Origin of the sequence: Pseudonocardia zijingensis, from assembly GCF_042657305.1 — a bacterium.
GTDB classification, from domain to species: domain Bacteria; phylum Actinomycetota; class Actinomycetes; order Mycobacteriales; family Pseudonocardiaceae; genus Pseudonocardia; species Pseudonocardia zijingensis.
The window spans coordinates 591737-617791 of sequence record NZ_JBHSKO010000002.1 but is presented as its reverse complement, the minus strand read 5'-3'; the positions used below and the strand labels follow the sequence as shown (position 1 = coordinate 617791).

The 26055-nt window shown below is 73.8% G+C and carries 25 protein-coding genes; 17 read left to right on the top strand and 8 right to left on the bottom strand.

Annotated features, from left to right (window positions below; genetic code table 11):
- The first annotated feature begins 68 nt into the window (after positions 1 to 68).
- Positions 69 to 908 (top strand): helix-turn-helix transcriptional regulator, encoded by an 840-nt coding sequence (locus tag ACFPL3_RS07050; protein ID WP_343943354.1) that lies wholly within the window; start codon positions 69 to 71, stop codon positions 906 to 908.
- On the opposite strand, the gene ACFPL3_RS07045 is transcribed toward ACFPL3_RS07050, so the two are convergent.
- Positions 898 to 2778, bottom strand: a complete 1881-nt coding sequence (locus tag ACFPL3_RS07045; RefSeq protein ID WP_379588582.1) for a BTAD domain-containing putative transcriptional regulator — start codon at positions 2776 to 2778, stop codon at positions 898 to 900. The two genes, ACFPL3_RS07050 and ACFPL3_RS07045, sit on opposite strands and share 11 nt — an antisense overlap.
- 72 nt (positions 2779 to 2850) lie before the next feature.
- On the opposite strand from ACFPL3_RS07045, the gene ACFPL3_RS07040 reads away from it, so the two are divergent.
- From ACFPL3_RS07040 to ACFPL3_RS07030, 3 genes are read left to right on the top strand one after another with little or no spacing between them, the layout of a single operon-like run.
- A complete protein-coding gene (locus ACFPL3_RS07040) occupies positions 2851 to 3717 on the top strand; it encodes an alpha/beta fold hydrolase (RefSeq protein ID WP_379588598.1) in 867 nt (288 codons plus the stop codon).
- Between the two features lie 60 nt (positions 3718 to 3777).
- The gene (locus tag ACFPL3_RS07035; RefSeq protein WP_343943357.1) at positions 3778 to 4398 is read left to right on the top strand and encodes a TetR/AcrR family transcriptional regulator; all 621 of its coding nucleotides are present in this window, start codon (positions 3778 to 3780) and stop codon (positions 4396 to 4398) included.
- A complete protein-coding gene (locus tag ACFPL3_RS07030) occupies positions 4395 to 5153 on the top strand; it encodes a maleylpyruvate isomerase family mycothiol-dependent enzyme (RefSeq protein WP_343943358.1) in 759 nt (252 codons plus the stop codon). The genes ACFPL3_RS07035 and ACFPL3_RS07030 overlap by 4 nt, the downstream gene beginning before the upstream one ends.
- Here ACFPL3_RS07030 and ACFPL3_RS07025 read toward each other — a convergent pair.
- From ACFPL3_RS07025 to ACFPL3_RS07005, 5 genes are all read right to left on the bottom strand, one after another.
- Entirely contained in the window at positions 5150 to 5563 is a 414-nt protein-coding gene (locus ACFPL3_RS07025) for a PH domain-containing protein (protein WP_343943359.1), read from the bottom strand. The two genes, ACFPL3_RS07030 and ACFPL3_RS07025, sit on opposite strands and share 4 nt — an antisense overlap.
- Before the next feature lie 21 nt (positions 5564 to 5584).
- Entirely contained in the window at positions 5585 to 6853 is a 1269-nt protein-coding gene (locus ACFPL3_RS07020) for a lysophospholipid acyltransferase family protein (protein ID WP_379588581.1), read from the bottom strand.
- Positions 6850 to 7680 (bottom strand): phosphatidate cytidylyltransferase, encoded by an 831-nt coding sequence (locus ACFPL3_RS07015; RefSeq protein WP_379588579.1) that lies wholly within the window; start codon positions 7678 to 7680, stop codon positions 6850 to 6852. Before ACFPL3_RS07015 ends, ACFPL3_RS07020 begins: the two co-directional genes overlap by 4 nt.
- A 236-nt stretch (positions 7681 to 7916) precedes the next feature.
- Positions 7917 to 8378, bottom strand: a complete 462-nt coding sequence (locus ACFPL3_RS07010) for an IclR family transcriptional regulator domain-containing protein (RefSeq protein ID WP_343943362.1) — start codon at positions 8376 to 8378, stop codon at positions 7917 to 7919.
- Positions 8375 to 8983 carry a CDP-alcohol phosphatidyltransferase family protein gene (locus ACFPL3_RS07005; RefSeq protein WP_343943363.1) on the bottom strand — a complete coding sequence of 203 codons (609 nt, stop codon included), beginning with the start codon at positions 8981 to 8983 and terminating at the stop codon, positions 8375 to 8377. The genes ACFPL3_RS07010 and ACFPL3_RS07005 overlap by 4 nt, the downstream gene beginning before the upstream one ends.
- A 286-nt stretch (positions 8984 to 9269) precedes the next feature.
- Here ACFPL3_RS07005 and ACFPL3_RS07000 point away from each other — a divergent pair, with 286 nt between their 5' ends.
- From ACFPL3_RS07000 to ACFPL3_RS06955, 10 genes are all read left to right on the top strand, one after another.
- Complete coding sequence (locus ACFPL3_RS07000; RefSeq protein ID WP_343943364.1) at positions 9270 to 11186, top strand: acetolactate synthase large subunit; 1917 nt, start codon at positions 9270 to 9272, stop codon at positions 11184 to 11186.
- Positions 11186 to 11692 (top strand): acetolactate synthase small subunit, encoded by a 507-nt coding sequence (gene ilvN / locus ACFPL3_RS06995; protein ID WP_343943379.1) that lies wholly within the window; start codon positions 11186 to 11188, stop codon positions 11690 to 11692. The genes ACFPL3_RS07000 and ilvN overlap by 1 nt, the downstream gene beginning before the upstream one ends.
- A gap of 25 nt (positions 11693 to 11717) precedes the next feature.
- Positions 11718 to 12722, top strand: a complete 1005-nt coding sequence (gene ilvC, locus ACFPL3_RS06990; RefSeq protein ID WP_343943365.1) for a ketol-acid reductoisomerase — start codon at positions 11718 to 11720, stop codon at positions 12720 to 12722.
- A gap of 106 nt (positions 12723 to 12828) precedes the next feature.
- On the top strand, positions 12829 to 13449 hold the full coding sequence (locus ACFPL3_RS06985) for a TMEM175 family protein (RefSeq protein WP_343943366.1): 621 nt from the start codon (positions 12829 to 12831) through the stop codon (positions 13447 to 13449).
- A 59-nt stretch (positions 13450 to 13508) separates the two neighbouring features.
- Entirely contained in the window at positions 13509 to 14189 is a 681-nt protein-coding gene (locus ACFPL3_RS06980; RefSeq protein ID WP_343943367.1) for a hypothetical protein, read from the top strand.
- A 74-nt stretch (positions 14190 to 14263) separates the two neighbouring features.
- Complete coding sequence (locus ACFPL3_RS06975) at positions 14264 to 15256, top strand: LLM class flavin-dependent oxidoreductase (protein ID WP_343943380.1); 993 nt, start codon at positions 14264 to 14266, stop codon at positions 15254 to 15256.
- A gap of 120 nt (positions 15257 to 15376) precedes the next feature.
- Entirely contained in the window at positions 15377 to 16978 is a 1602-nt protein-coding gene (gene serA, locus ACFPL3_RS06970; protein WP_343943368.1) for a phosphoglycerate dehydrogenase, read from the top strand.
- 12 nt (positions 16979 to 16990) lie between these two features.
- Positions 16991 to 17914 carry a ribonuclease Z gene (locus ACFPL3_RS06965; protein ID WP_343943369.1) on the top strand — a complete coding sequence of 308 codons (924 nt, stop codon included), beginning with the start codon at positions 16991 to 16993 and terminating at the stop codon, positions 17912 to 17914.
- Complete coding sequence (gene thpR, locus ACFPL3_RS06960) at positions 17914 to 18465, top strand: RNA 2',3'-cyclic phosphodiesterase (RefSeq protein ID WP_379588596.1); 552 nt, start codon at positions 17914 to 17916, stop codon at positions 18463 to 18465. Before ACFPL3_RS06965 ends, thpR begins: the two co-directional genes overlap by 1 nt.
- A gap of 286 nt (positions 18466 to 18751) precedes the next feature.
- Positions 18752 to 19798, top strand: a complete 1047-nt coding sequence (locus ACFPL3_RS06955; protein ID WP_343943370.1) for a 3-isopropylmalate dehydrogenase — start codon at positions 18752 to 18754, stop codon at positions 19796 to 19798.
- A gap of 43 nt (positions 19799 to 19841) precedes the next feature.
- Here ACFPL3_RS06955 and ACFPL3_RS06950 read toward each other — a convergent pair whose 3' ends face one another.
- Positions 19842 to 20858 (bottom strand): hypothetical protein, encoded by a 1017-nt coding sequence (locus ACFPL3_RS06950; protein WP_343943371.1) that lies wholly within the window; start codon positions 20856 to 20858, stop codon positions 19842 to 19844.
- Positions 20859 to 21022: 164 nt separating this feature from the next.
- Here ACFPL3_RS06950 and ACFPL3_RS06945 point away from each other — a divergent pair, with 164 nt between their 5' ends.
- From ACFPL3_RS06945 to cimA, 3 genes are all read left to right on the top strand, one after another.
- Entirely contained in the window at positions 21023 to 22372 is a 1350-nt protein-coding gene (locus tag ACFPL3_RS06945) for an MFS transporter (RefSeq protein WP_343943372.1), read from the top strand.
- A gap of 43 nt (positions 22373 to 22415) precedes the next feature.
- Positions 22416 to 23378, top strand: a complete 963-nt coding sequence (locus ACFPL3_RS06940) for an iron-siderophore ABC transporter substrate-binding protein (RefSeq protein WP_343943373.1) — start codon at positions 22416 to 22418, stop codon at positions 23376 to 23378.
- Positions 23379 to 23546: 168 nt separating this feature from the next.
- On the top strand, positions 23547 to 25187 hold the full coding sequence (gene cimA / locus ACFPL3_RS06935; RefSeq protein WP_343943374.1) for a citramalate synthase: 1641 nt from the start codon (positions 23547 to 23549) through the stop codon (positions 25185 to 25187).
- On the opposite strand, the gene ACFPL3_RS06930 is transcribed toward cimA, so the two are convergent.
- Positions 25177 to 25995: an alpha/beta fold hydrolase gene (locus ACFPL3_RS06930; protein ID WP_343943375.1), complete on the bottom strand. Its 819-nt coding sequence runs from the start codon at positions 25993 to 25995 to the stop codon at positions 25177 to 25179. The genes cimA and ACFPL3_RS06930 overlap by 11 nt on opposite strands.
- Between the last annotated feature and the right edge of the window lie 60 nt (positions 25996 to 26055).

Sequence of the window (26055 nt, the reverse complement as noted above, 5' to 3'; positions counted from 1 at the left end):
CCAGAGTCCCGTCTTCGTGGGACAGGCGGTACCAGGCTGACCGGGCGGCGGGTCGGCAGACTGGCGCCATGGCCACCTCGGAGTTCGGGCGGGCCGTGCGCCGCTGGCGGGAACGGGTCCCGCCCGAGGCCGCGGGCCTGCCGGTCGGCGGGCACCGCCGCACGGCCGGCCTGCGCCGGGAGGAGCTGGCGATGCTCGCCGGCATCTCCGTCGACTACGTCACCCGCCTCGAACAGGGCCGGGCGGCGCGCCCGTCGGGGCAGGTCGTCGAGGCGCTGGCCCGGGCACTGCGGCTGTCGACGGCCGAGCGCGCCCACCTGTTCCACCTGGCGGGAATGGCCCCGCCCGGCCCGGAGACGGTTCCCGTCCACATCAGCCCGAGCGTGCGGCACCTGCTCGACCGCCTGCCGGCGACCCCCGTCGCGGTGTTCGACGCGGCCTGGACCCTGCTCGTCGCCAACCACCCGTACGCGGCGCTGATGGGCGACCCGGGCGGGTGGCGCGGCCACGAGCGCAACGCCGTGTGGCGCAACCTCGTGGGGCCGGGCACGCGGGTCCGGCAGACGCCGGAGTCCCGCCGGGAGCTGGAGGCCACGCTGGTCGGCGACCTGCGCGCGGCGGCCGGGCGCTACCCGGCCGACCGGCAGCTGCGCCGGTTGGTCGCAGACCTGCGCGCGGCGAGCCTGCGCTTCGCCGAGCTGTGGGACGCGGGCGTGGTCGGGCACCACGAGACCGCGCGCAAGATCGTCGACCACCCGCACGTCGGCGCTGTGGAGCTCGACTGCGACATGCTCACGGTGGCGGGCAGCGACCTGCGGATCATGATCTACACCGCGGTGCCCGGCACGGAGGACGCAGAACGCCTCGAGTTGATCACGGTGCTGGGCACCCAGACGCTCACCGGGTGAGCGCCCCCCGGAGTGCGGCGAGGTGCTCGTCGACGGGGCCGAAGGTCAGCATGCCGCTCCCGGCCCCCGCGAGCTCCCCCGCCGCGGGCGCGAGGGCGCGCTCGGCGCGTGCCGCCGTGGCGGAGTCCCCCACCGCGAGCGCGGCGCGTCCGGCCAGGCACCAGAGCACCTCGAGCAGGTGGTCCGGTGGCGTTTCGGGCAGTGCGCGTACGGCCTCGGCGGCGTCCGCCGTGCGGCCGCCGGCGAGCAGGAGGTGCGGCCGGATCCAGGGCTCGTACGGGCCGGGGTCGCGTACGGGCCCCGCGGGCTCGCCGCGTCGCAGCCGCAGGCACACGAGGGCGAGGTCGAGCAGGCCGTGTTCCACCCCGGGCATGTCGGCGTCCGCGAGCAGCCGGGCGGCCGCGCGGTAGCGGGCCTCGGCGTCGGCGGCGCCGGTCTCGGCGGCCCGCAGCGCGGCGAACCAGGCGACGAACACGGGCACCAGCGGGCTGTCGTGCCGTTCACCCGCCTGCGCGAGCGCCTCGGCCTCGGCGGCCGCGCCGTCGAGATCACCGAGCGCGCTGCGGGTCTGCAGCTCCACGATGTGCGCGAGGATCGCGTAGGTGGGCAGGTCGTGTGCGGCGGCGAGCGCGCGGATCTCCCGACCGAGCTCGCCCCGCTGCGCGGCGAGCCCGGCGCGGTGGAAGCACTGCATGATCCGGCCCGAGAGCGCGAAGGCCAGCAGGGCGGGGTCACCGCTGCGGCGGGCGAGCCGTTCCGCCTCGCGCGCGGCCTCCGGCCCCCGGTCGCCGCGCAACCCGCGCGACTCGATCGTGATCGCCGTCAGCAGCCGGGCCCGCTCGCCCGGGGCCTCGGTGCTGCGCAGCGCGCGCTCGGCCGCCGCGACGATCGTCGCCGACGAACGGGGGTCGTCCGAGCGGGCCCAGACGCTCGGCACCTCGTACCCGCTGATCACCCGCGCGGTCAGCCGGGCGTCGCCGAGCTGCTCGGCCACGGCCACCGTGGCCGCGTGCCGCGACACGGCCGTGCCCGGGCCGCCGCCGTGGATCGCCAGGCTGCGCAGCAACGCGGTCGCCGACGCGAGCTTCACGCCCGCCCTGAGCGCCGGGCTGCGCTCCCACTCGGCCGCCGCGCCCGCCCACACCTCGTCCGGGCCCGCGGGGCGCGGCAACAGCCGCGGGGAGCGGCGCAGGATGTCGGTCTCCAGTTCGGCGAGCTTCGGGCCCGGATCCGTGCCGAGCTCCCCGGCGAGCCGGGCGCGGGCGCGGCGCAGCACGGCCAGCGCGTCGCCGGGCCGGTCGCAGCGGTACAGCGCCAGCGCGAGCAGCCACCACCCGTCCTCCCGCCACGGGTGCTCGGTGATGTGGGAGTCGAGGTCGGGCACGGCGGTGTGCGGCCGGCCCGCCGCCAGCCGCGCCCTGGCCAGCTGCTCGACCGCCCCCAGCCGCAACTCGGTGAGCCGTGCCCGCTCCGCACGCGCCCACACCGCGTCGGGGAAGTCGGCGTAGGCCGGGCCGCGCCACCAGCCCAGGGCCTCCTCAAGGGGGCAGACGGCGGCGGCCTCCGTCCCGGCTCCCGATACCACGTCCTCGAACCGCCACGCGTCCACCGTGCCGCGGCCGGCCCGGAACGCGTACCCGGGCCCCGCGGTGACGATCGGGTGGCCCGCGCCGAGCGCGCCGCGCAGGGCGGACACGAACGTCCGCACCGACCCCGCCGCCCGGCGCGGGGGATCGCCCGCCCAGAGGTCCTCGATCAGCGCGTCGAGGGGCACCACCCGCCCGCGGGCGGCGATCAGCCGCGCGAGCACCTCGCGGTGGCGGGGGCCGCGCAAGTTCACCGGGCAGCCCGCGGCGTCGGTGGCCGTCACGGGGCCGAGCACCCCGAACCGGTGCTGATCGGATGCTGATCCGGTGGCCCCAGGCTCGGGGGCGTGAACGAGATCCCCGGCTTCCGCACCCGGCGGCTGCCCGGCGCCGACGGCACGCACATCAACACGGCCGTCGGCGGCCGGGACGGCAGCCCCGTCGTGCTCCTGCACGGCTTCCCCCAGACCCATCTCATGTGGCGGCACGTGGCGGCCGAACTCGCGTCCGACCACCTGGTGATCTGCCCCGACCTGCGCGGTTACGGGGCGAGCGACAAGCCCGCCGACGACGGTACGACCTACGCCAAACGTGCGATGGCGGAGGATGTCGTCGCCGTGGCCCGGCACCTCGGCGCCGACCGGTTCGCGCTGGTGGGGCACGACCGCGGCGCCCTCGTCGCGATCCGGGCCGGCCTCGACCACCCCGGCGCGATCACCCACCTCGCGTCGCTGGACGTGCTGCCCACGCTCGACATGTGGGACGTCCTGCACGGCGTGGACGCCGCTGTGGCGTTCCACCTCTACCTGATGGCCCAGCCACCCGGCCTGCCCGAGGAGATGATCTCCCGCAGCCCGGACGCCTTCTTCGGGCACTTCCTCGACGTCTGGGCCCGCAACCCCGCCGCGATCCCCGCCGAGGTGCGCGCCGAGTACCTGCGGGCGTCGCGCGAGGCGGTGCCGTCGATCGTGGCCGACTACCGCGCGTCGGCCGGGATCGACGTCGAGCACGACCGCGCCGACCGCGCCGCCGGGCGACGGCTCACCATGCCCGTCACCGTGGTGCAGCAGGACTGGGGCGCCGCGCTCGGGTTCGACGCCGCCGCCCGCTGGCGGGAGTGGGCCGACGACCTCGACCACCGGACGCTCGACGCCGGCCACTACATGGCGGAGGAGGCGCCGGCCGAGATCGTCGAGATCGTCCGGAAGCTGCTTGCCCGCTGAACAGGGACGAAGGACGAGCGGCCCTGACGCGCAACCGGGCCCGGAGGACGATTCCGAATCGTGTTAGGCGAAGCTACTGCTGATTGGCAGAGCAAACGGCGTGAGGCGGCGCGGCGTGAGATCCTCGCCGCGGCGTGGGAGGTGGCGGGCGAGAGCGGACTGGGCGCCCTGACGCTGCGCGAGGTCGCCGCCCGCGTCGGCATGCGTGCACCGTCGCTGTACTCGCACTTCGCCTCCAAGCACGCCATCTACGACGCGATGTACGCCCAGGCCTGGGCCGAGTACGACCGCGAGGCGGAGGCGGCGGTGGGCACGGTGCCCGCCGAGCCGCGGCGCGCGCTGCGGGAGATCGCCCGGCACTACTTCGAGTTCGCCACCGCCGACATGCCCCGCCACCAGCTGATGAACCTGCGCACGATCCCCGACTTCACACCCAGCGGGGAGAGCTACGCCCACGCGGTGCGGGTGTACGACCGGTTCCGCGCCGTGATGGCGTCGATCGGTGTCACCGACGGCGGGGACCTCGACCTCTTCGTCGCGCTCGTCGGCGGGCTCGCCGACTCCCAGTGGGCGAACGACCCGGGCGGCACCCGCTACGCCCGCCTCCTCGACCGCGCCGTCGACATGTACGCCGACGCACTGCACCTGCCGCCTGTCGACAGCCAGGGGGGATCGCCGTGACCACAGCTGCACGCCCGACCGCCCCACCCCGCGGTTCGCTGCTCGACCGGGACACCGCGATGCGGCTCGCCGCCACCGAGTACGGCCGCTTCCTCGACCAGCTGCGCGCGCTGGACGCCGCCGGCTGGGAGCGGCCGACCGACTGCCGTCTCTGGGACGTGCGCGCCATGGCGGGGCACTGCCTCGGGATGGCCGAGTTCGCGGCCTCGCTGCCCGCGTTCGTCCGGCAGAACGCGGTGGCCGGGCGGCGGGGTGGCGTGTTCATCGACGCGCTGACCGGCCTGCAGGTCGAGGACCAGGCCACCCTCACCCCGCCGCAGCTTCTCGCGCGCTACGCCGAGGTGGCGCAGCATGCGGTTCGCGGCCGCAGGCGCCGCTCGGTGCTCGCGGGGTGGCTGCCGATGCCCAGCACCGAAACGGTCAACGGGATGCCCGAGCGGTGGACGTTCGGCTACCTGTTCGAGACGATCCTCACCCGCGACACCTGGATGCACCGCGTCGACATCGCCCGCGCCACCGGCCGCGACCTGGTGCTCACACCTGAGCACGACGGCGCGCTCGTCGCCGACGTCGTGGCGGAATGGGCCGCCCGGCACGGCTCGCCCCATGCGCTCACGCTCGCCGGCCCGGCCGGCGGGCGGTGGACCCGTGGCAGCGGCGGCCCGGAGCTGGAGCTCGACGCGGTGGAGTTCTGCCGGGTGGTGTCCGGGCGTGGCGACGGGGAGGGCCTGCTCGGCGTGGAGGTGCCCTTCTAGGCGCCGTCCGCCGCGGGGTCGGGCAGGTGACCGCCGCTCACCGCGGCGAGCCGGGGGAGGTCGCGCACGTGCACCGCGGACAGGGCGAGCTCGGTGCCATCGGTGAGCACGGCGCTGACCTTGGCCGTGCTCGGGTTACGCGCGCGGCCGAGGTGCACCGACGCGATCTCGCTCCACGGCACCCGCCTGCTGCGGAGCACGCCGCGCACCGCCACCGACTCGGGATCGGCCTCGGTGCGCACGCGCAGCGTCCACGCGATGATCCCGATGGGGACGAGGTAGATCAGCCACAGGTACGGCCCCGCGAGCGCCACCGGGGTGGCGCAGACGGCGAACGTCAGCGCCACCAGCACGACGAGCGGCGAGACGCGGAAGATCGCGCGGGGCGGTGGCTCGGGTGGTGCGCTCACCCTCCCATCGTCCCACCGACCTCACGTCCAGGTGGCGACCACCAGCGTGAGCCCCACCGCGAACAGCGCGCCCCCGGTCGTGACGACGCGGGCGTGGTGGTGGGGCCACGGGCGCAGCGCGACGCCGAGCAGGGCGCACGCCGTGCCCACCGAGGCGATGCGCACCCCGCGGTGGGTGACCGCCTCCACCAGGAACGGCAGCGGTGCCACGCCCGCGCGCCCGGCCTCGGCCGCGTAGACCTTGAACGGGATGCCCGACAGCGGTTGGTGCCGCACCGCCTGCGGTCCCTCGGCCAGCGTCTGCTGCACCACCTCGGCCCGCATCCGCTCGGTGACGAGCGGCGCCCCGGGCGCCACCCCCGCCCGGGCGAGCGCGAGTGTGCAGAGCCCGCCCGCCATGCTCGCGAGCACCGCCGCCGGAACGAGGCGGACCCCGGCCCTCGGTGCCGCCAGGAGCAGCGCGAACAGCACGAGCTCCGGCACCAGCGGCCACACGATCGCCTCGGCCAGGCTCCACGCGGCGACGAGCGTGAGGCCTGCCCCCGAGACGGCGAGTGCGGCGACCCGACGTTGCATCCCCCGCTCGCACACCACTTGTGGTGTCGGCACATCGGTTGTGGTCGGTGTGTGGGTGGTCGAGGTGGTGTGTGAGCGCGAGGGTGTGCAGCGCGTCGGGAGCTCCGGCTGCCGTCGCACCGCCTGTGGCGTCGGCACATCGGTCGCGCCGGCGAGCCGCATCACCTCGGCGCGGGCGGCATCCGGGTCCGCCGCGACGGGGGCGCCGATGCGGACGGTCACGCCGGCGCGGCGCAGCCGCCCGTGCTTGGGCAGCAGCTCGCCGGTGCCGGCGATGCCGACCGGGACCACCGGCACGCCTGCCGCCGCGGCCAGCCGGAACGCGCCGGCGTGGAACCGGCCTGGCGCGCCTGCGCCGCGCGTCCCCTCCGGGTAGACGATCACGGCCCGGCCGGCGCGCAGCAGGGCCACGGCGGCGGCCATGTCGGCGCTGCCACCGCCGCTGCGGCGCACCCGGAACCCGCCGGCCAGCACCCGGCAGGCGGCGGAGCGCCAGCCGCGCGCGAACCAGTAGTCGGCCGCGGCGGCCACGCGCGGGGCGTGTCCGCTGTCGACGGCGGCGAGCAGGGCGGCGGTGTCGGCGTGCGAGCTGTGGTTGGCCACCACCACGCACCCGCCCGGGGGCAGCGTGCCCACCACGTTGAGTCCGCCGGTCAGCGTCAGCACCACCCGCCACAGCCCACGCCGGAGCGCGGCCCCCACCCGCCCGCTCACGACAGCCCCAGCGCCGTCACCAGCACGGCGAGCGGCAGCGCCACGAGCAGGGAGTCGACCCGGTCGAGCAGGCCGCCGAAGCCGGGCAGCCAGTCGCCCGCGTCCTTGCGGCCGGCCTCCCGCTTGAGCATCGACTCCAGCAGGTCGCCCACCACCCCGCCGGCGACGACCGCCACCAGCAACCCGAGCGACGGCCGGCCCAGCGCGAGCAGCACCGCGCCCGCGCCGAGCACCGCCCCGGCCACGCCGCCCCACGTCTTCGCAGGCGACAGCGGCGACAGCGGGCGCGCACCGGGCCCGCGGCGGCCGAGCAGGCGGCCACCGCACCACGCCCCGACGTCCGCGACGGCCACGGCGAGGCAGACCGCGACGGCGACCTGCGGGTCGAGGAGGGCGAGCCCGGCGAGCCCGCCGCCGATCCACAGCGTGCCGAACACGCCGTGCGCCGCGCGCCGTCCCCCGGACGCGGCGTCGCCCGTCAGCAGCGCGGGCAGCGCGGCGGCGAGCGGGAGCACCGGCAGCAACGCGCCGATCAGGTCCGGGCGGACCAGCGCCACCGCGGGCACGACCACGACCCGCAGGGCCAATGCCCCCGCGTCGAGGCGGCGGAGGCCGGTGAGGCGCGCGTACTCGACCGCGGCGACGACGCCCAGCGCGGCCGCCAGCACCGCCCCGCCGGTCCGGCCCCCCACGAGGAGTGGCCCGAGCACCAGCGGAGCAGCCACCAGCCAGGTGCGCCAGCGGGCGGCGAGCTCCGCGCGCCGGGAGGCGCCGACCGCTGCCCCGCCGAGGCCGAGCGCGCCGAGCGTGAGGGTCACCGGGTCCATGCAGGAAGGGTGTCGCCGATCACGGCGTCACCCATCCGTGCGCGCACGGGGCGCGCCTGCGTAGATCTACGTAGCGGCTGCCGGGGCGGGCTGGGCCCAGGGGACCGGCTCGACGGCGGGCAGGTCGCGGTACGGCCGCCGAGCCGCGCGGTGAGCGCCTGTGCGAGCTGGGAGGATCGCCTGCACCGCCGCCGCGGCCCGCCCGGTGTCGGTGGCCGTCTTCACCATGCTCACGCTCACCGCGCCCGCCGGGCGGCCGGTGCGGTCGAGCCCGGCGCGCCGACGCCGACCATGCCCAGCGCGGTCTCCTCGTCGTCGATCGTGTAGCCGCGGGCCCGCACCCGCTCGAGCTCGGCGGCGAGCTCGGAGGGTCCGACAGGCTGTGCCGGGTGAGCGTCTCGAACGAGCTGCCCGCATACCGCTCGGCGACCTGATCGGGCGGAGTGCGGCGAGCAGCAACTTCCCGCTCGCCGTGCAGTGCGCCGGCAGGCGCAGGCCGATCTCGTGGCCACCGGGCGTTTGCCGTGGCGGGTGTCGACGTAGGTGACCTCGCGCTGGTCCAGCACCGAGAGGACGATCGTGTCGTCGGCGAGCAGCCCGAGCTCCGCGTCGGCCCGGCGGAACTCGGTGGCCAGGTTGGAGCGGGCGAGGTAGGACCGCTGAACGCGGGGTGTTTCGGCGCCTCCTCCGCTTGTCAACTACTCCCCGTGACCCCCGTCGCTCCGGCCAGGTTCCGGTGCAACGCGCGAAGGCGGGCGAGCGCGGTGAGAACCGAGCCCGCGATCAGGACGGCGAGCAGCGGCCCGGCGTACGCGGGCAGGGCCGCCAGCACCACCAGGAGGAGGCAGCGCTCGGTCTTGCCGACCGGTCCGCCGTTGATCCGTGGTGCGCCGGCCGCGGCTCCGGCGAGCGCCACCCAGGACGGCGCGCTCGCGGCCAGCATCGCGAGCAGCACCAGCCACGACGGCGCGAGCGCGAAGCAGCCTGCGAGCGCGGCCAGCTCGGCCGCGCGGTCCCCGAGTTCGTTGACCACGGCGCCGAAGCGCGTGCTCCGCCCGGTGTCGCGGGCGAGGGCGCCGTCGAGGTTCGCGGCGGCCAGCCGCAGCGCGAGCAGCGCGGCCACGAGCGGCGTGGCGACGAGCGGGGCGGGCACCGTCGCCAACGCCACACCGGCCAGCGCACCGAAGCCGACGCCCGCGGCGGTCAGCGCGTCCGGCGCGGCGCCGCGGGCCGCCAGCAGGCGACGGGTGCCGGCCAACCGGTCGGCGTACCAGGGCTTCAGGGCGTACAGGCCGGCGCGCATGTGCCCAGGGTCGCCGCCGCGGGGGCCCGTGCCATCCGCGGAACTACGGACGCCGCACTCGGCGCGGGTTCCCACGATCTGGTACGTGCGTCTCACGGAATTGACGCGTGGTGCACCCGACGGCTAGCGTCGCCGCCATGTCCGCCATCCGGGTGCTCGTACTTCTCAGGCGCGTCCACGCCTGAGCAGCCCTCGGTCGTCGACGCGCCACCCTCGTTCCGTCATACCGACGGTCGGGGGTTTTTTTTCTGTCCGGATCCCGAAACCCCTGCGGAGCGATCAGCAGATGACCACCGCAACGCCCCGATCCGGCCCGGTCCCCGGGCCGTCGGCCCCGAAACCGGGACCGCCCCCCGGCCGCCAGGGCCAGGCATCGACCCCCGGCCAGGCCACGCCGGTACGGCGATTCGACGAGGTGCCGATGACCGGTGCCCAGTCGCTCGTGCGCTCCCTCGAGGAGGTGGGCTGCGAGGTCGTCTTCGGCATCCCCGGCGGCACGATCCTCCCGGCGTACGACCCGCTGCTCGACTCCACTGCGGTGCGCCACGTGCTGGTGCGCCACGAGCAGGGCGCGGGCCACGCCGCCACCGGGTACGCGCAGGCCACGGGCAAGGTCGGCGTCTGCATGGCCACCTCGGGCCCGGGCGCGACGAACCTCGTCACCCCGCTCGCGGACGCCCACATGGACTCCGTGCCGGTGGTGGCGATCACCGGGCAGCAGAGCCGGCCGCTGATCGGCACCGACGCCTTCCAGGAGGCGGACATCACCGGCATCACCATGCCGGTGACCAAGCACAACATGCTCGTCACGGACCCCGCGGAGATCCCGAGGGCGATCGTGGAGGCGTTCCACCTGGCGTCCACGGGCCGACCCGGCCCGGTGCTGGTGGACATCCCGAAGGACGTGCTGCAGGAACGCACCACGTTCTCCTGGCCGCCCGAGATGAAGCTGCCCGGCTACCGGCCCACCACCCGGCCGCACGGCAAGCAGATCCGCGAGGCCGCCAAGCTGATGTGCTCGGCCAAGCAGCCCGTGCTCTACGTCGGCGGCGGCGTGCTCAAGGCCGAGGCCACGCAGGAGCTGCTGGAGTTGGCCGAGCTCACCGGCATCCCGGTGGTCACCACGCTGATGGCACGCGGAGCGTTCCCCGACAGCCACCAGCAGCACATCGGCATGCCGGGCATGCACGGCACCGTCGCCGCGGTGGCCGCCATGCAGAAGGCCGACCTGCTCCTGGCGCTCGGTGCGCGGTTCGACGACCGCGTCACCGGGAAGCTGTCGACCTTCGCGCCGGACGCCGTCGTCGTGCACGCCGACATCGACCCGGCGGAGATCTCCAAGAACCGCAGGGCGGACGTCCCGATCGTCGGCGACTGCAAGGAGGTCATCACCGAGCTGATCGACGCGGTGCGCGCCGAGCGGCAGCACGCCGCCGCCGACCTCGCACCGTGGTGGAAGCAGCTCGACGACCTGCGCGCCACCTACCCGCTCGGCTACGACTGGCCCGCCGACGGCTCGCTGTCGCCGCAGTACGTCATCGAGCGGATCGGGCAGATCGCCGGGCCGGACGCCCTCTACGCCGCGGGCGTGGGCCAGCACCAGATGTGGGCCGCGCAGTTCATCAAGTACGAGAACCCGCGCTCGTGGCTGAACTCCGGTGGCCTCGGCACGATGGGCTACGCGGTGCCCGCGGCGATGGGCGCCAAGATGGCCTGCCCGGACGCGGTCGTGTGGGCGATCGACGGCGACGGCTGCTTCCAGATGACCAACCAGGAGCTCGCCACCTGCGCGATCGAGAACATCCCGATCAAGGTCGCCGTGATCAACAACGGCAACCTGGGCATGGTCCGGCAGTGGCAGAACCTCTTCTACTCGGAGCGGTACTCCAACACCGACCTCGGCACCCACAAGCACCGGATCCCCGACTTCAAGCTGCTGGCCGAGGCCATGGGCTGCGTGGGCCTGCGCGCCGAGTCCAAGGACGAGGTCGACAAGGTGATCCAGCAGGCGATGGAGATCAACGACCAGCCGGTGGTCATCGACTTCGTCGTCGGCGCCGACGCCCAGGTGTGGCCGATGGTCGCGGCGGGCTGCGGCAACGACGAGATCATGGCCGCGCGCGACATCCGGCCGCTGTTCGACTCCGACGAGATCGTGGCCGACGACGCCACCGCGAGCTCGCAGATGACGAGGGAAGCATGATCCAGAGACACACCCTGTCGGTGCTGGTCGAGGACAAACCCGGTGTGCTCGCCCGTGTCTCCGGCCTCTTCTCCCGGCGCGGGTTCAACATCGAGTCGCTCGCCGTGGGCCCCACCGAACACCCCGACGTCTCGCGGATGACGATCGTGGTGGCCGTCGACGACTTCCCGCTCGAGCAGGTCACCAAGCAGCTCAACAAGCTCGTGCACGTCATCAAGATCGTGGAGCTGGAGCCCGCGGCATCCGTGCAGCGCGAACTCCTGCTCGTGAAGGTGCGCGCCGACCCCGGGGTCCGCAGCCAGGTTCTCGAGATCGTGGACCTGTTCCGGGCCAAGGCCGTCGACGTCACACCCGAGGCCCTCACGATCGAGGCCACCGGCACCGCTGACAAGCTCGCAGCGCTGCTGAAGAACCTCGAGCCCTTCGGGATCCGGGAGATGGTGCAGTCCGGCATGGTCGCCGTCGGCCGCGGCCCCCGCTCCATCACCGCAGCAGCTGTCAGATAACACGAGAGGACGAACCACACCCGTCATGAGCGTGAACATCTATTACGACTCCGACGCCGACCTGTCGATCATCCAGGGCCGCAAGGTCGCGGTGATCGGCTACGGCAGCCAGGGCCACGCCCACTCGCTGTCGCTGCGCGACTCCGGCGTCGACGTCCGCATCGGCCTTCCCGAGGGCTCGAAGTCCCGGCAGAAGGCCGAGGACGAGGGGCTGCAGGTGGGCACGCCCGCCGAGGTCTCGGCGTGGGCGGACGTGATCATGATCCTGGCGCCGGACACGAAGCAGCGCTTCATCTACTCCGACGACATCGCGCCGAACCTGAAGGACGGCGACGCCATCTTCTTCGGGCACGGCTTCAACATCCGCTACGAGCTGATCAAGCCCCCGGCGAGCGTCGACGTCGCGATGGTCGCCCCGAAGGGGCCCGGCCACCTCGTGCGCCGCCAGTTCGTCGACGGCAAGGGTGTGCCCTGCCTCATCGCCGTCGAGCAGGACGCCAGCGGCGGCGCCAAGGCGCTCGCCCTCTCCTACGCCGCGGCCATCGGCGGCGCCCGCGCGGGCGTCATCGAGACCACGTTCAAGGAGGAGACCGAGACCGACCTGTTCGGCGAGCAGGCGGTGCTCTGCGGTGGCGCGGCCGCGCTCGTGCAGACCGGGTTCGAGGTGCTCACCGAGGCCGGCTACGCCCCGGAGATCGCCTACTTCGAGTGCCTCCACGAGCTCAAGCTGATCGTCGACCTCATGTACGAGGGCGGCATCGCCAACGAGCGCTTCTCCATCTCCGACACCGCCGAGTACGGCGACCTCACCCGCGGCCCGCGCGTCATCACGCCCGCGGTCAAGGAGGAGATGAAGAAGATCCTCGGCGAGATCCAGGACGGCACCTTCGCCCGCGAATGGGTGGCCGAGGACGACAACGGCCGCCCGAACTTCACCAAGCTGCAGGCCGAGGGCCAGCAGCACCCGATCGAGCAGGTCGGGGAGAAGCTGCGCGGTCTGATGAGCTGGGTGGGCGAGAAGGCGAGCTGAGCTCGCCCGCGAGGCTGCTCCCGAGAAGTTCAGGAAAGCCACATTCAGGGCCGGAGAGGCCCTGAATGTGGCTTTCCTGCCCTCGCGCCGGTACTACCCTTCGACTGTGAGCGAGATCACGGCCCACGATGTGGCGGCGGCGGAGCGCCTGACGTTCTTCTCCGACGCAGTCGTCGCGATCGCGATCACGCTGCTCGCCATCGAGCTGCCGGTGCCGTCCGGCGCAACCCCGGAGGAGTTCGCCGCCTCGCTGCGGGAGGGGTGGTTCGAGTACCTGGCCTTCCTCATCAGCTTCGCGGTGATCGCCAGTCACTGGGGCGCGCACCACCGCGTGTTCCGCTACGTGCGGTGTGCCGACAACCCGGTGGTGTGGCTGAACCTCTTCTGGCTGCTCATGGTCGTCATCACTCCGTTCCTCACCCGCATCATCACCGAGGGCGACCTGTCGTTCGTGAAGTTCGGCATGTACGCGCTGGCGCAGGCCATGCAGATGACCACGTTCGGCGTGATGATCGCCGTGATCGCGCGGCGGGGGTGGTTCGCGGCCGACACCCCCAGGTCGCTGACCAGGCGCGGCTGGGTCGAGTCGCTGGTCGGGGCGTCGGGTTTCCTGCTCTCGCTGCCCGCCTTCCTCGTGGTGGAGGTGTGGGCGTTCGCGGTGTGGGCGCTGGTGCCGATGATCGGCAGCCCGCTGCTGCGGCGCGCAGGCGTCGTGGGCAGCGGCTGAGCGTGCGGAAGGATGTGGCGGCGCCGTCGGCTGCGAGCGACGCGCGGACGGAGGGGTCGGTGGGGATGGACGACGCGGGACTTGCGGGCGCGGTGGACGCCACGGTCGCCGCAGGCACGGCGTACTACGAGCTGCTGCTCGAGTCCGAACCCGCGGGGATCGTGCGGACACGCAGCCAGGGGGTCTGCGATTTCGCCCGGCGCCGCGCGGCGACGCACACCGTGACGGAGGTGCCGGAGGGCGTCCCCGACCAGTTCCAGATCACCGACGGCGGTGTCGTCCACAGCACGGAATCCGGCGACGAGTGGTACGCGCTGGACATGGGTGGGTGGGGCGCGGCGAGCCTGTTGGCGGTGCTCGGCTGGCTCTACGGAGCGGTGGACGCGCGGTCGGGCGACGACGGGGAGCGCACCGTGACGATGAGCGCCCGGCGTGCGCTGGAGACCTGCCCGGCGTCGTTGCGTCCCGAACTCGCCACGGCCTTCGGCCAGAGCGGTCATCTCGAGGCCGTCGCCACCGGCCGGGTTCGCACCGACGCCGCGAACCGCGTCACCGGGTTCCGGCTCGACCTCCCGTACAGCCGGGACGGGCTGTTCGGGTCGCTCGACGTCGGCTCGCGCACCGTCCTCACCCTGTCCGGCTTCGGCGAACCGGCGGACATCCGGCCCCCGGACTCCGGCCCCGTCCAGCCGGTCGGTGAGTTCGTCGAGCGCCTCCTCCGGGCGGACGAGAGCGAGTAGCCCGTCGCGGGAAGATGTGGCGGGGCCCGTCGGTTGTACGCGGAGTCCCCGAGCGAAAGGCCCCCGCCGTGTCCGTGCCCCTGCCGCTGTCGATCCTCGATCTCGCCACCGTCGGCGACGGCGAGACGATCCGCGAAGGCCTCGAGGCGAGCGTGGCGCTCGCCCAGCGCGCGGAGGAGTTGGGCTTCCGGCGCATCTGGTACGCCGAGCACCACAACATGCGGGCGGTCGCCTCGTCGGCCACGAGCGTGCTGATCGCGCACGTCGCGGCCAACACCGAGCGCATCACGCTCGGCTCCGGCGGCGTGATGCTGCCCAACCACTCCCCGCTGGTGATCGCCGAGCAGTTCGGCACCCTCGCCACGCTGCACCCCGGGCGCATCGAGCTCGGGCTCGGCCGCGCGCCGGGCACCGATCAGCCCACGGTCACCGCGCTGCGCCGCGACCCGCGGGCCTCCGACCGCTTCCCGCAGGACGTGCAGGAGCTGCAGGCGTTCCTGTCCGACGAGAGCCTCGTGCCGAACGTGCACGCCTACCCCGGCCGGGGCACCGGCGTGCCGCTCACGATCCTGGGTTCCTCGCTGTACGGCGCCCAGGTGGCCGCGGCCCTCGGGCTCCCGTACGCCTTCGCCTCGCACTTCGCCCCCGAGGCGCTCGAGCAGGCCGTCGCGCTCTACCGCCAGGAGTTCCGCCCCTCGGCGCAGCTGTCCGCGCCCCGCGTGATGGCCGCCGTGAACGTCATCGCCGCCGACTCCGCCGACGAGGCGGCGCAGCGGCTGCACGACGTGCAGCGCGACCGGGTGAAGCGGTTCCTCTCCCGCGGTGGCCAGGAGCTCACCGACGAGGAGGCGGAGATGCTGCTCGACGCACCCGCCGGGCAGCAGATCAAGTCGATGACGCGCTACACCGCGGCCGGCACCCCCGACGTGGTGGTGAAGTACCTGGAGGACTTCACGCGCCGCGCCGACGCCGACGAGCTGATCGTCACGTTCCCGGTCGTGGACCGGAAGGCCTGGTTCCGCTCCGTGGAGCTGCTCGCGGAGCAGGTGCGCCCCGCCGCGGTCTGAGCCGGGCGGTTCGTCCCCTTCGCGTGTCGTGCGTCCCACGCCGCGGGAACCCGCTCCGATCTGCGCATCTACGATCGGAGGTCTCGAACCAGCCCTCGATCCGGGAGCCCTGCATCCGCCGTGAGCACCGCCGCCACCCGTCCTGTCGTCCTGCTCGCCGAGAAGCTCGCGCCGTCCGCGGTGGCCCTCCTCGGTGACGACGTCGAGATCCGCCATGTGGACGGCACCGACCGCCCCGCGCTCCTGGCCGCGATCGCCGACGCCGACGCGCTGCTCGTCCGGTCGGCCACCAAGGTCGACGCCGAGGCGCTCGCCGCGTCCACCCGGCTCAAGGTCGTGGCACGGGCCGGTGTCGGCCTCGACAACGTCGACGTGCCCGCGGCCACCGCGCGCGGCGTGATGGTGGTGAACGCGCCGACGTCCAACATCGTCTCGGCCGCCGAGCACGCCGTGGCGCTGCTGCTGGCCACCGCGCGCCACGTCCCCGCCGCCGACGCGAGCCTGCGCCAGGGCCAGTGGAAGCGCAGTGCGTACACCGGCGTGGAGCTGAACGGCAAGACCGTCGGCATCGTGGGCCTGGGCAAGATCGGCCAGCTCGTGGCCCAGCGGCTCGCCGCGTTCGGCGTCGAGCTGGTCGCCTACGACCCGTACGTCGCCCCGGCTCGCGCCGCCCAGCTGGGCATCGAGCTCCTCGACCTCGACGAGCTGCTGCGCCGCGCCGACGCGATCTCGATCCACCTGCCGAAGACCCCGGAGACGCTCGGTCTCATCGGCAAGGACCAGCTCGCGCTCACCAAGAAGGGCGTGATCATCGTCAACGCCGCCCGCGGCGGCCTCGTCGACGAGGACGCGTTGGCCGAGGCCGTGCGCAGCGGCCACGTCGGCGGCGCGGGCATCGACGTCTACGTCACCGAGCCCACCACCTCCAGCCCGCTGTTCGAGCTGCCGCAGGTGGTCGTCACCCCGCACCTCGGCGCGTCCACCGAGGAGGCGCAGGACCGGGCGGGCACCGACGTCGCGCGGTCCGTGCTGCTCGCCCTGGCGGGCGAGTTCGTCCCGGACGCGGTGAACGTGCAGGTCGGCGGCGTGGTCGGCGAGGAGGTCCGGCCGTGGCTGCCGCTGGTGCAGAAGCTCGGCACCGTGCTCTACGCGCTGGCCGGGCGGGTGCCCACCTCGGTCACGGTCGACGTCGCCGGTGAGCTGGCGTCGGAGGACGTCTCCGTTCTGCAGCTCGCGGCTCTGCGCGGCGTGTTCACGAACGTCGTCGAGGACCAGGTCACGTTCGTCAACACGCCGGCGCTGGCTGCCGAGCGCGGGGTGGACGTCGAGCTGACCACCGCCCCGGAGAGCGAGAACCACCGCAGCGTCGTGCAGCTGCGCGCGGCGATGCCGGACGGCGAGTCGATCACCGTGTCCGGCACGCTCACCGGGCGCGCCCAGGTGGAGAAGCTCGTCGAGGTCAACGGCAGGCACTTCGACCTGCGCGCCGAGGGCGAGGTGCTCCTGCTCGAGTACGCCGACCGCCCCGGCGTGATGGGGCGCGTCGGCTCGCTGCTCGGGGAGGCCGCCGTCAACATCGAGGCCGCCCAGATCAGCCAGACCACCGACGGCACCGACGCGATCATGCTGCTGCGCGTCGACCGGCCGGTGGACCCGGGCGTGCTGGAGCCGATCGGCGCGTCGGTCGGGGCCCGCACGACCCGCCTGATCTCCTTCGACTGATCGGCCCACGGGGTGTCGGGCCGGGAGCTCGTCGTTCTGGGCACTGCCAGCCAGGCCCCGACCCGCACCCGCAACCACAACGGCTACCTGCTCCGCTGGGACGGCGAGGGGCTCCTCTTCGACCCGGGGGAGGGCACGCAGCGCCAGATGCTGCTGGCAGGCGTCGCCAGCAGCGCGATCACCCGGATCTGCCTCACGCACTTCCACGGCGACCACTGCCTGGGCGTGCCCGGCGTCATCCAGCGGCTCTCGCTGGACGGTGTCGCGCACCCGGTGGTCGCGCACTTCCCCGCCTCCGGGCGGGAGTACTTCGCGCGGCTGCGGCACGCGAGCTCCTTCCACGAGATCGCGGACGTGCGCGAGGAACCGGTCGAGCGCGACGGTGTGCTCGCCACCGGCCCGACCGGCGTGCTCGAGGCGCGGCGGCTCGACCACCCGGTGGAGGCGTTCGGCTACCGCTTCACCGAGCCCGACGGCCACCGCATGCTGCCCGCCCGCCTCGCCGCGCACGGGATCGCCGGGCCCGACGTGGGCCGGCTGCAGCGCGAGGGCGAGCTCGCCGTCGACGGGCGCGTGGTGCGGCTCGCCGAGGTGAGCGTGCCGCGGCGCGGGCAGCGGTTCGCCTTCGTCATGGACACCCGCCTCTGTGACGCCGTGCACGCGCTGGCCGACGGTGTCGACATGCTCGTCATCGAGTCGACGTTCCTCGCGGCGGACGAGTCGCTCGCGCGGACCTACGGGCACCTCACCGCCCGCCAGGCCGGGGCCGTGGCCGCCGAGGGCCGCGTGCGCAAGCTGGTGCTGACGCACTTCTCCCAGCGGTACGCCGACCCCACCCGGTTCGCGGCCGAGGCCGCCGAGGTCTTCGACGGCGAGATCGTGGTGGCCGAGGACCTCGCCCGGGTCCCGCTGCCGCGCAGGCGGAGATCGGCGTGATGCGGCTCTTCGTGGCGGTGACGCCACCCGTGGACGCGCTGGACGAGCTGCGCGCGGCCACCGCCGCGGCCCGCTCGGCCCACCCGGACCTGCGCTGGACCCGGCCCGACCAGTGGCACCTCACGCTGGCGTTCCTCGGCGACGTCGGCGACGACGCGCGCGCCGACGTCGCCGTCCGGCTCGGCCGCACCGCGGCCCGCCACGCGCCGTTGGAACTCGCGCTGCGGGGCGCGGGGCGGTTCGGCGAACGCGTGCTCTGGACCCGCGTCGACGGGGACCTCGCCGGGCTTCGCGGGCTCGCCGCCTCGGTGCGGGCCGCCGCCCGCAAGGCCCGCATCGCGGTCGAGGACCGGCCCTACCGCCCCCACCTCACCCTGGCCCGCGGACGCGACGGCGCCGACCTGCGCCCCCTCGTCGACGCGCTCGCCGGGTTCGCCGGGCGCCGGTGGACCGCCACCGAGGTCCACCTGGTGCGCAGCAGGCTCGGCGCCGGTCCCGATCGGACCGCGCGGTACGAGCCGGTGACGTCGTGGCCGCTCACCGGAAGTTGATCACGCGCCGTTCCGCGGACACGGTGCGCGCGCGTTCGGAGGGTGAGCATCCGCCGTCCGGGTGTTGGCCAAGAGCGGGGGCGCCGAACGCGGCGGACGGGCCGAGGGGCAGAATGGCCCGCTCGGGGGTGTGTCCCGGGCCCGGAAGCGGCACGGCGACCGCGCTCCCGCGCCAGATCCACGCGATCGGGCGACCGCGATCGGGTGACGGACGGCGGGGCATCGCCGTTGCGGCCGGTAACGTGCGCCCGGCTGTTCGGGGCAAGACGGAGAGAGGACATCGGCAATGCGCCTTGCGGTCATCCCGGGGGACGGCATCGGGCCGGAGGTCATCGACGAGGCGCTCAAAGTCCTCAACGAGGTCTCCCCGGGCGCCGAGACCACCACCTACGACCTGGGCGCCGCCCGCTGGCACTCCACCGGGGAGCTGCTGCCCGAATCGGTGCTCACCGAGCTGCAGCAGCACGACGCCATCCTGCTCGGCGCCGTCGGCGACCCGTCGGTGCCCAGCGGCATCCTGGAGCGCGGCCTCCTGCTGCGCCTGCGGTTCGAGCTCGACCACCACGTCAACCTGCGCCCCGCGCGCCTCTACCCGGGCGTCCGCGGCCCCCTCGCCTCGGCCTCCGAGATCGACATGGTCGTCGTGCGCGAGGGCACCGAGGGCCCCTACGTCGGCACCGGCGGCATCCTGCGCAAGGACACCCCGCACGAGATCGCCACCGAGGTGAGCACCAACACCGCCTTCGGCGTCGAGCGCGTGGTGCGCGACGCGTTCGACCGCGCCTCCCGCCGCCCCCGCAAGCACCTCACGCTCGTGCACAAGACCAACGTGCTGAGCTACTCCGGCCGGCTCTGGTCGCGCATCGTGGAGGAGGTCTCCCTCGAGCACCCCGAGGTGTCGGTGGCCTACCAGCACATCGACGCCACCACGATCCACCTCGTCACCGACCCAGGCCGGTTCGACGTGATCGTCACCGACAACCTGTTCGGCGACATCCTCACCGACCTCGCCGCGGCCATCACCGGCGGCATCGGCCTCGCCGCCAGCGGCAACCTCGACGTCAGCCGGCGCAACCCCAGCATGTTCGAGCCCGTGCACGGCAGCGCCCCCGACATCGCGGGCCAGGGCATCGCCGACCCCACCGCCGCCGTCCTGTCCGTCGCGCTCCTGCTCGACCACCTCGGCAACCGCGACGCCGCCCGCCGCATCGAGGCCGCCGTGGCCTTCGACCTGGCCACCCGCGACCACAGCGCCACGGGCCACACCCAGTCGATCGGCGACCGCCTCGCGGCGCTGGTGAGCGCCCGGGCGACCCCGTCCCCGGCGTCCTGAGCGGCCTCGGCCTCGCGCCTCCGGAAGTTCAGGAAAGCCACATTCAGGGCCTCTGCGGCCCTGAATGTGGCTTTCCTGAACCCCGGGGTGCCGTGGTGAGACCCGGCCGCGGCCTGGCGCGTGCTCGTTCGTAGGTCGCGCGCAGCGTCGCGATGACCCCCTGCGGGTCGGTGCGCAGCTTCTTCGGCTTCGTCGCCGTGTAGACGGCACCCGCTGCGGTGAACGCCGCCGCCCGCTCGACCGTGGCATCGTGATCGGCGGGACTGATGTGCCACTCGGTGGACTCCGTCTCCCAGACCATCGCCACGTCGTCCACCCAGCAGTCGGCGATGCCGAGGAAGCGTCCGGCCTCGTCGAACACGGGTACGTTCCAGCGCGCTTCCGGCAGCCGGGCTTGCTTCCACAGTGCCTTCGCCTGGCGTTCCGCCGCGGAGCGGACCCCCTCCGCGACGTCCTGCAGAACGCCCCGGGGGATCGCGGTGCCGCGGCGCGAGGTCTCCTCGATCTCCTCGCCGAGCGCGCCGATCGTGCACAGCCCGCGCTGCACGGCGTCCGACAGCAACTCTGTGACGTCGCCCGGGCGGTCGAGGCGCCGCGCCGCGTCGACGCAGGCCCGCGCGACCGGCGCCAGCGGGACCCCGCTCCGGACGATCGGCTCCGGGAGCCGGTGCGTCCGCTCGACCAGCACGTAGCCCACCGAGCGGACCTGGCGGCTTGCGGGGATCAGGACGTGGACCTCGGCGGGCGACCCGTTGTTCCCGGTCGCCCGGACGGGTCCCCGGCGGATGCCGTGTCGCCGGCAGGCTTCGAGCCCTGTGACGAGCGCGTCCGGGCCGCCCAGCAGCAGCGCCGCGCGCACGTGCTGCTCGAGGGTGGGGGTGCCGGTGAAGAGCCCGATGATGCCGGGCAGCAGGCGCCGCCACGGGCCACCCGGCAGGCACCGCTTGTACACGGTGCGCTCGTTGAAGCCGAGCGCCACGAGTTGGCGGGCGGTCGCGACGCCGAGCGGGAAGGTGGACCGCACCACCTCGGAACGGGTGCGGGTGCGGGTTGAGCTCATGCTCGGTGATGATCCGCGGTCGGCGCGGTGGGTGGGGCGGAATGCCCGAACCCAGGGCAGGAAAGCCACATTCAGGGCCGCAGCGGCCCTGAATGTGGCTTTCCTGAACTCCCGGGCCCCCCGCACCAAGCAGCCCGGCACCCCGGCGCATATCGTCCCCCGCGATGGCTGACGATGCGCGCCCCCAGGTCGATGTCCAGGTCCCCGACGACGGTTCCGGCAACGTCGTCGACCGGCGCAACCTCCGGACGGCGGCGTGGGGCGGGCTGATCGGCACCGCGCTCGAGCAGTACGACTTCGTGATCTACGGCACCGCCACGGCGATCATCTTCAACGAGATCTTCTTCACCGACGCCGACCCGGCGATCGGGGTGCTGGCGGGTTTTGCGACGTACGCGGTGGGGTTTCTCGCCCGGCCGCTGGGTGGGTTGTTCTTCTCCCGCTACGGCGACCGGCTGGGGCGCAAGTTCGTGCTGGTGGCCACCCTGTTCCTGATGGGGATCTCGACGTTCCTCATCGGGGCGCTGCCCACGTACGACCAGGTGGGGATGCTGGCGCCTGCGCTGCTCGTCGTGCTGCGGCTGCTGCAGGGCGCCGGGGCGGGTGCGGAGCAGGCGGGTGGGGTGGTGCTGCTCACCGAGGTGGCTCCGCGGGAGCGGCGGGGCCGGTACGCGTCGCTGGTGTTCGTGGGGGCGTCGGCGGGCACGGCGCTGGGCGCGGTGGTGTGGATCCTCGTGCAGCTGCTGCCCGACGACCAGCTCCTGGCCTGGGGCTGGCGGGCGGTGTTCTTCTCGAGCGCGTTCGTGACGGTGGCGGCGTACGTCCTGCGCAGGCGGTTGCGCGACGCGCCGGTGTTCGAGCAGGCCAAGCGCGAGCAGAAGGTCGAGGAGTCGCCGATCCGGAGCGTGTTCACGGTGGGGCGCAGGCCGTTCTTCCGCACGTTCGCGCTGAACATCGGCGGCAACACGCAGTCGTACGTGTTCCAGGTGTTCATGGGTAGCTACCTGATCCAGACGGTGGGGGTCGACGAGCGGCTGGTGCCGCAGGCGCTGCTGGTGGGGGCGCTCTTCGGGTGCGTGTCGGCGTTCGTCACGGGGTCGCTCACCGACCGCCTCGGCCGGCGCCCGGTGATCATCGCGGTGGCGGGCTTCCTGGTGCTGTTCCCCGCGCCTGCGTTCCTGATGCTGGACACCGGCAACACGGCGCTGATCGTGCTGGTGGTGGTGCTCGGGTTCGTCTTCGCCGCGTACGGCACGGTCGGCTCGCAGGGTGCGGCGTTCGCCGAGCTGGCGGGCTCTCGCCACCGCTACGCCGGGGTGGCGCTGGGGCGGGAGTTCTCGGCCGTGCTGGGTGGCGGGATCGCGCCGCTGCTCTCCGGGGTGCTGGTGCAGCTCACCGGGGGCTGGGTCGGCGTGGTGGTCTACATGAGCGCGATCATGCTGGTCAGCCTGGTCACCGCGATCAAGATGCCGGAGACGCGTGGCCGGGACCTGCGGCTCGAGGCCGACGCGTGACCCGGTTACTGCAGGCTCACCTAACTTCGGGTAGACAGCCCGGGTGCTGCGTCGTCTCCTCACCGGTCTTGTCGCCTCCGTCCTGCTCGCCGGGTGCGCCTCGGGTGCGGCGCCGCAGGAGGCGCCCGGGGGCGTCAGGGTGGCGCACAAGTTCGGCGAGACGGTGGTGCCGGAGCACCCGCAGCGCGTGGTCGCGCTCGGCTACACCGAGCAGGACGCGATCCTGGCGTTCGGTGTGGTGCCGGTGGCCGTGCGCTACGCGTTCGGACCGGAGGACGACGCGTTCTTCCCGTGGGCCGACGCCGCCGCGGGCGACGCCCGGCCTGTGATCCTCCCGCGGGAGGGGGTCGACGCCGAGAAGGTCGCCGCGCTGCAGCCGGACCTGATCATGGCGGTCACGGCGGGGCTGGACCGGCAGCAGTACGACCTGCTCAGCCGCATCGCGCCCACCGTCGTGCAGCCCGCCGAGTTCGTCGACTTCGGCACGCCGTGGCAGGTGCAGACCCGCGTCACCGGGCAGGCGCTCGGGCAGCCGGAGCGGGCAGAGGAGCTGGTCGGCGAGGTCGAGGCACGCTTCGCGCAGGTGCGGGCCGCCCACCCGGAGCTGGAGGGACGGACAATCGCGCTCTCCGGCCCGACCTACGAGGGCAACTACCCGTTCAACTCCACCGCCGACACCCGCACGCGGTTCTTCGGCGCGCTCGGGATGGTGGTGCCGCCCGAGCTCGACGCCGCGGCGGGCGGCAGCTTCTACGGCACGGTGAGCCGGGAGAACGCGAGCATGCTGGACGCCGACGTGCTGGTCTGGCAGGTGGGCTCGGCGCAGGAGCGGGCCGGGATCGAGTCCGATCCGGTGCTCGCCGCGCTGCCGGCGGTGCGCGAGGGCCGCGCCCTGTTCATGGACGGCACCGACTACGGCGCGCTGCAGTTCTCGAGCGTGCTGAGCCTCCCGCACCTGCTCGACGAGTTCGTGCCGCGGCTCGCGGCGGCAGGGGGCCGGGTGTGACAGCGGAGGCGGCCCGTGCAAGACTGTCGGCGTGCAGCACCTCTGCGTGATCATTATCGACGAGCGCGTCGGCTAACCAGCACCACGGCCGACGCGCAGACCTCTCGCATCCGCGGGGGGTCTTTTTTGTTGCCCCGATCGCGCCCGACAGCTCCAGGAGCCCCCCAAATGCCCCGTACCGAACCGGCAGGAACCCCGCTCGGCGACGCGTTCCACGTCTTCGACACCACGCTGCGGGACGGGGCCCAGCGCGAGGGCATCAGCTACTCGGTGGCCGACAAGCTGGCGGTGGCCCGCCACCTCGACGCGCTGGGGGTCGGGTTCATCGAGGGCGGCTGGCCGGGTGCGATGCCGAAGGACACCGAGTTCTTCGCGCGGGCCGCGGCGGGGGAGCTCGAGCTGCAGCACGCGGTGCTCGTCGCGTTCGGCTCGACGCGCCGCGCGGGCGGCACCGCGGCGGAGGACCCGCAGGTGCGCGCGCTGCTCGACTCCGGGGCGCCGGTGGTCACGCTGGTGGCCAAGTCCGACCGCCGCCACATCGAGCGGGCCCTGCGCACCGACGTCGCGGAGAACTGCGCGATGGTCGCCGACACCGTGTCGTTCCTGCGCGGGGAGGGACGGCGGGTGTTCCTCGACGCCGAGCACTTCTTCGACGGGTACAAGTTCGACCCCGACACGGCGCTGCGCGTGCTGGAGGCCGCGGTGACCGCGGGCGCCGACGTCGCGGTGCTGTGCGACACCAACGGCGGCATGCTCCCGCTGGGCATCGCCGAGGTGGTGACCGAGGTGGCCGCGCGCACCGGCTTCCGCCTCGGCATCCACTGCCAGGACGACACCGGGTCCGCGGTGGCCAACTCGGTCACCGCGGTGCAGGCGGGGGCCACGCACGTGCAGTGCACCGCGAACGGTTACGGCGAGCGGGCCGGTAACGCCGACCTGTTCGCCGTGGTCGGGAACCTGGTGACCAAGCTGGGCATGCCGGTCCTACCGGACGGCGCGCTCGGCGAGCTGACCCGCACCTCGCACGCGTTGGCGGAGATCGCCAACATCGCTCCCGACACCCACCAGGCCTATGTCGGGACGTCTGCGTTCGCCCACAAGGCGGGCCTGCACGCGAGTGCGATCAAGGTGGACCCCGAGCTCTACAACCACATGGACCCGGTGGACGTGGGCAACGGGCAGCGGGTGCTGGTCACCGAGATGGCCGGCCGGGCCAGCGTCGAGCTCAAGGCGGGCGAGCTCGGCCTGGACCTGGCCGGCCATCCCGACGCGGTGTCGGCGGTGGCGCGCACCGTCAAGGAGCGGGAGGCGGCGGGCTGGTCGTTCGAGGCCGCCGACGCCTCGCTGGAGCTGCTCATGCGCTCGGCGATGGGGGAGCACGACCAGGTGCCGTTCGAGCTGGAGTCCTACCGCGTGATCCTCGAGCACGGCACCGACGACGTGGTCGTCTCGGAGGCGACGGTCCGCGTGGTGCTCCCCGACGGGCAGCGCCACATCGCCACCGCGGAGGGCAACGGCCCGGTCAACGCGCTGGACGCGGCGCTGCGGGCGGCGCTCACCCCGGTCTGCCCGTGGCTGTCGGAGGTCGAGCTGTCCGACTACAAGGTCCGGATCCTCACCACCGGCCGGTCCGACGGCTCCGGCACCGACGCCGTCACGCGCGTCCTCGTGGAGTCCACGGGGCCGGCCGGTTCGTGGACCACGGTCGGCGTGCACAGCAACGTCGTCGAGGCTTCCTGGCTGGCCCTGGTCGACGCGCTGGCCTACGCGGCGCTGCGGGAGCGCGGACCGGTCACGGTCAGCTCTTGAGCAGCTCGAGCAGCTCGGCGTTGAGCTGCTCGGCGTGCGTGACGAACAGGCCGTGCCCCGCCGTCGGGTACTCCACGTAGCGGCTGCCCGGCACGAGTTGCGCGGTGCGCCTCCCGGTGATCTCGACGGGCGCGGAGGTGTCCGCCGCGCCGTGCACCACCAGCGTCGGCACCGTGATCCGGCTCAGCCCGGCCCGGTGGTCGGCGTGGAACATCGAGCGCATCAGCTGGGTGGTTGCCCACGGGGAGGCCGACAGGCACTTGCGCAGCGTCCAGTCGATCAGCGCTTCCGAGACGTGGTTGCCCAGGTGCGTGGCGTACCAGACCTGCGCCTGCCGCGCGAACCACTGCGGCCGGTCGGTGCGGAACTGCGCGATCGTGGCGTCCAGCACGGCCTCGGGCAGGCCGCCGGGATTGTCCTCGGTCTGCTCCAGGAACGGCAGGACCGCGGAGACGAATGCCACCCGCGCCACGCGGTCCTCGCCGTGCCGGGCGAGGTAGCGGGCCACCTCGGCGCCGCCGAACGAGTGCCCCACCAGCGTCACGCCGGTCAGGTTCAGGTGCTCGAGCAGCGCGGCGAGGTCGTCGGCGGTGGTGTCGATGTCGTAGCCGGTGGACGGCCGGTCCGAGCGGCCGTGCCCGCGCCGGTCGAGCGCGACGCAGCGGTGGCCGCGCTCGGCGAAGAACGGGATCTGGTACTCCCACATGTCCGCGTCCAGCACCCAGCTCGCGACGAAGACGATCGGCTCGCCGGTTCCGTAGTCCTCGTACGCGAGGCGGGTTCCGTCGTGGGTGCTGAAGTGCGGCATCGGTGCTCCTCGGTCGTCGTTCCGGCTGGTGACCACGGTGCCGGGCGCCGGTAGGCCGGT

What these genes read in the sequence shown, in the direction of transcription:
- ACFPL3_RS07050 (WP_343943354.1), top strand. Translation starts at nt 69, where the DNA reads ATGGCCACCTCGGAGTTCGGGCGGGCCGTGCGCCGCTGGCGGGAACGG.
- ACFPL3_RS07015 (WP_379588579.1), bottom strand. Translation starts at nt 7,680, where the DNA reads ATGGACCCGGTGACCCTCACGCTCGGCGCGCTCGGCCTCGGCGGGGCA.
- ACFPL3_RS07005 (WP_343943363.1), bottom strand. Translation starts at nt 8,983, where the DNA reads ATGCGCGCCGGCCTGTACGCCCTGAAGCCCTGGTACGCCGACCGGTTG.
- ACFPL3_RS07000 (WP_343943364.1), top strand. Translation starts at nt 9,270, where the DNA reads ATGACCACCGCAACGCCCCGATCCGGCCCGGTCCCCGGGCCGTCGGCC.
- ilvC (WP_343943365.1), top strand. Translation starts at nt 11,718, where the DNA reads ATGAGCGTGAACATCTATTACGACTCCGACGCCGACCTGTCGATCATC.
- thpR (WP_379588596.1), top strand. Translation starts at nt 17,914, where the DNA reads ATGCGGCTCTTCGTGGCGGTGACGCCACCCGTGGACGCGCTGGACGAG.
- ACFPL3_RS06955 (WP_343943370.1), top strand. Translation starts at nt 18,752, where the DNA reads ATGCGCCTTGCGGTCATCCCGGGGGACGGCATCGGGCCGGAGGTCATC.
- ACFPL3_RS06950 (WP_343943371.1), bottom strand. Translation starts at nt 20,858, where the DNA reads ATGAGCTCAACCCGCACCCGCACCCGTTCCGAGGTGGTGCGGTCCACC.
- ACFPL3_RS06945 (WP_343943372.1), top strand. Translation starts at nt 21,023, where the DNA reads ATGGCTGACGATGCGCGCCCCCAGGTCGATGTCCAGGTCCCCGACGAC.
- cimA (WP_343943374.1), top strand. Translation starts at nt 23,547, where the DNA reads ATGCCCCGTACCGAACCGGCAGGAACCCCGCTCGGCGACGCGTTCCAC.
- ACFPL3_RS06930 (WP_343943375.1), bottom strand. Translation starts at nt 25,995, where the DNA reads ATGCCGCACTTCAGCACCCACGACGGAACCCGCCTCGCGTACGAGGAC.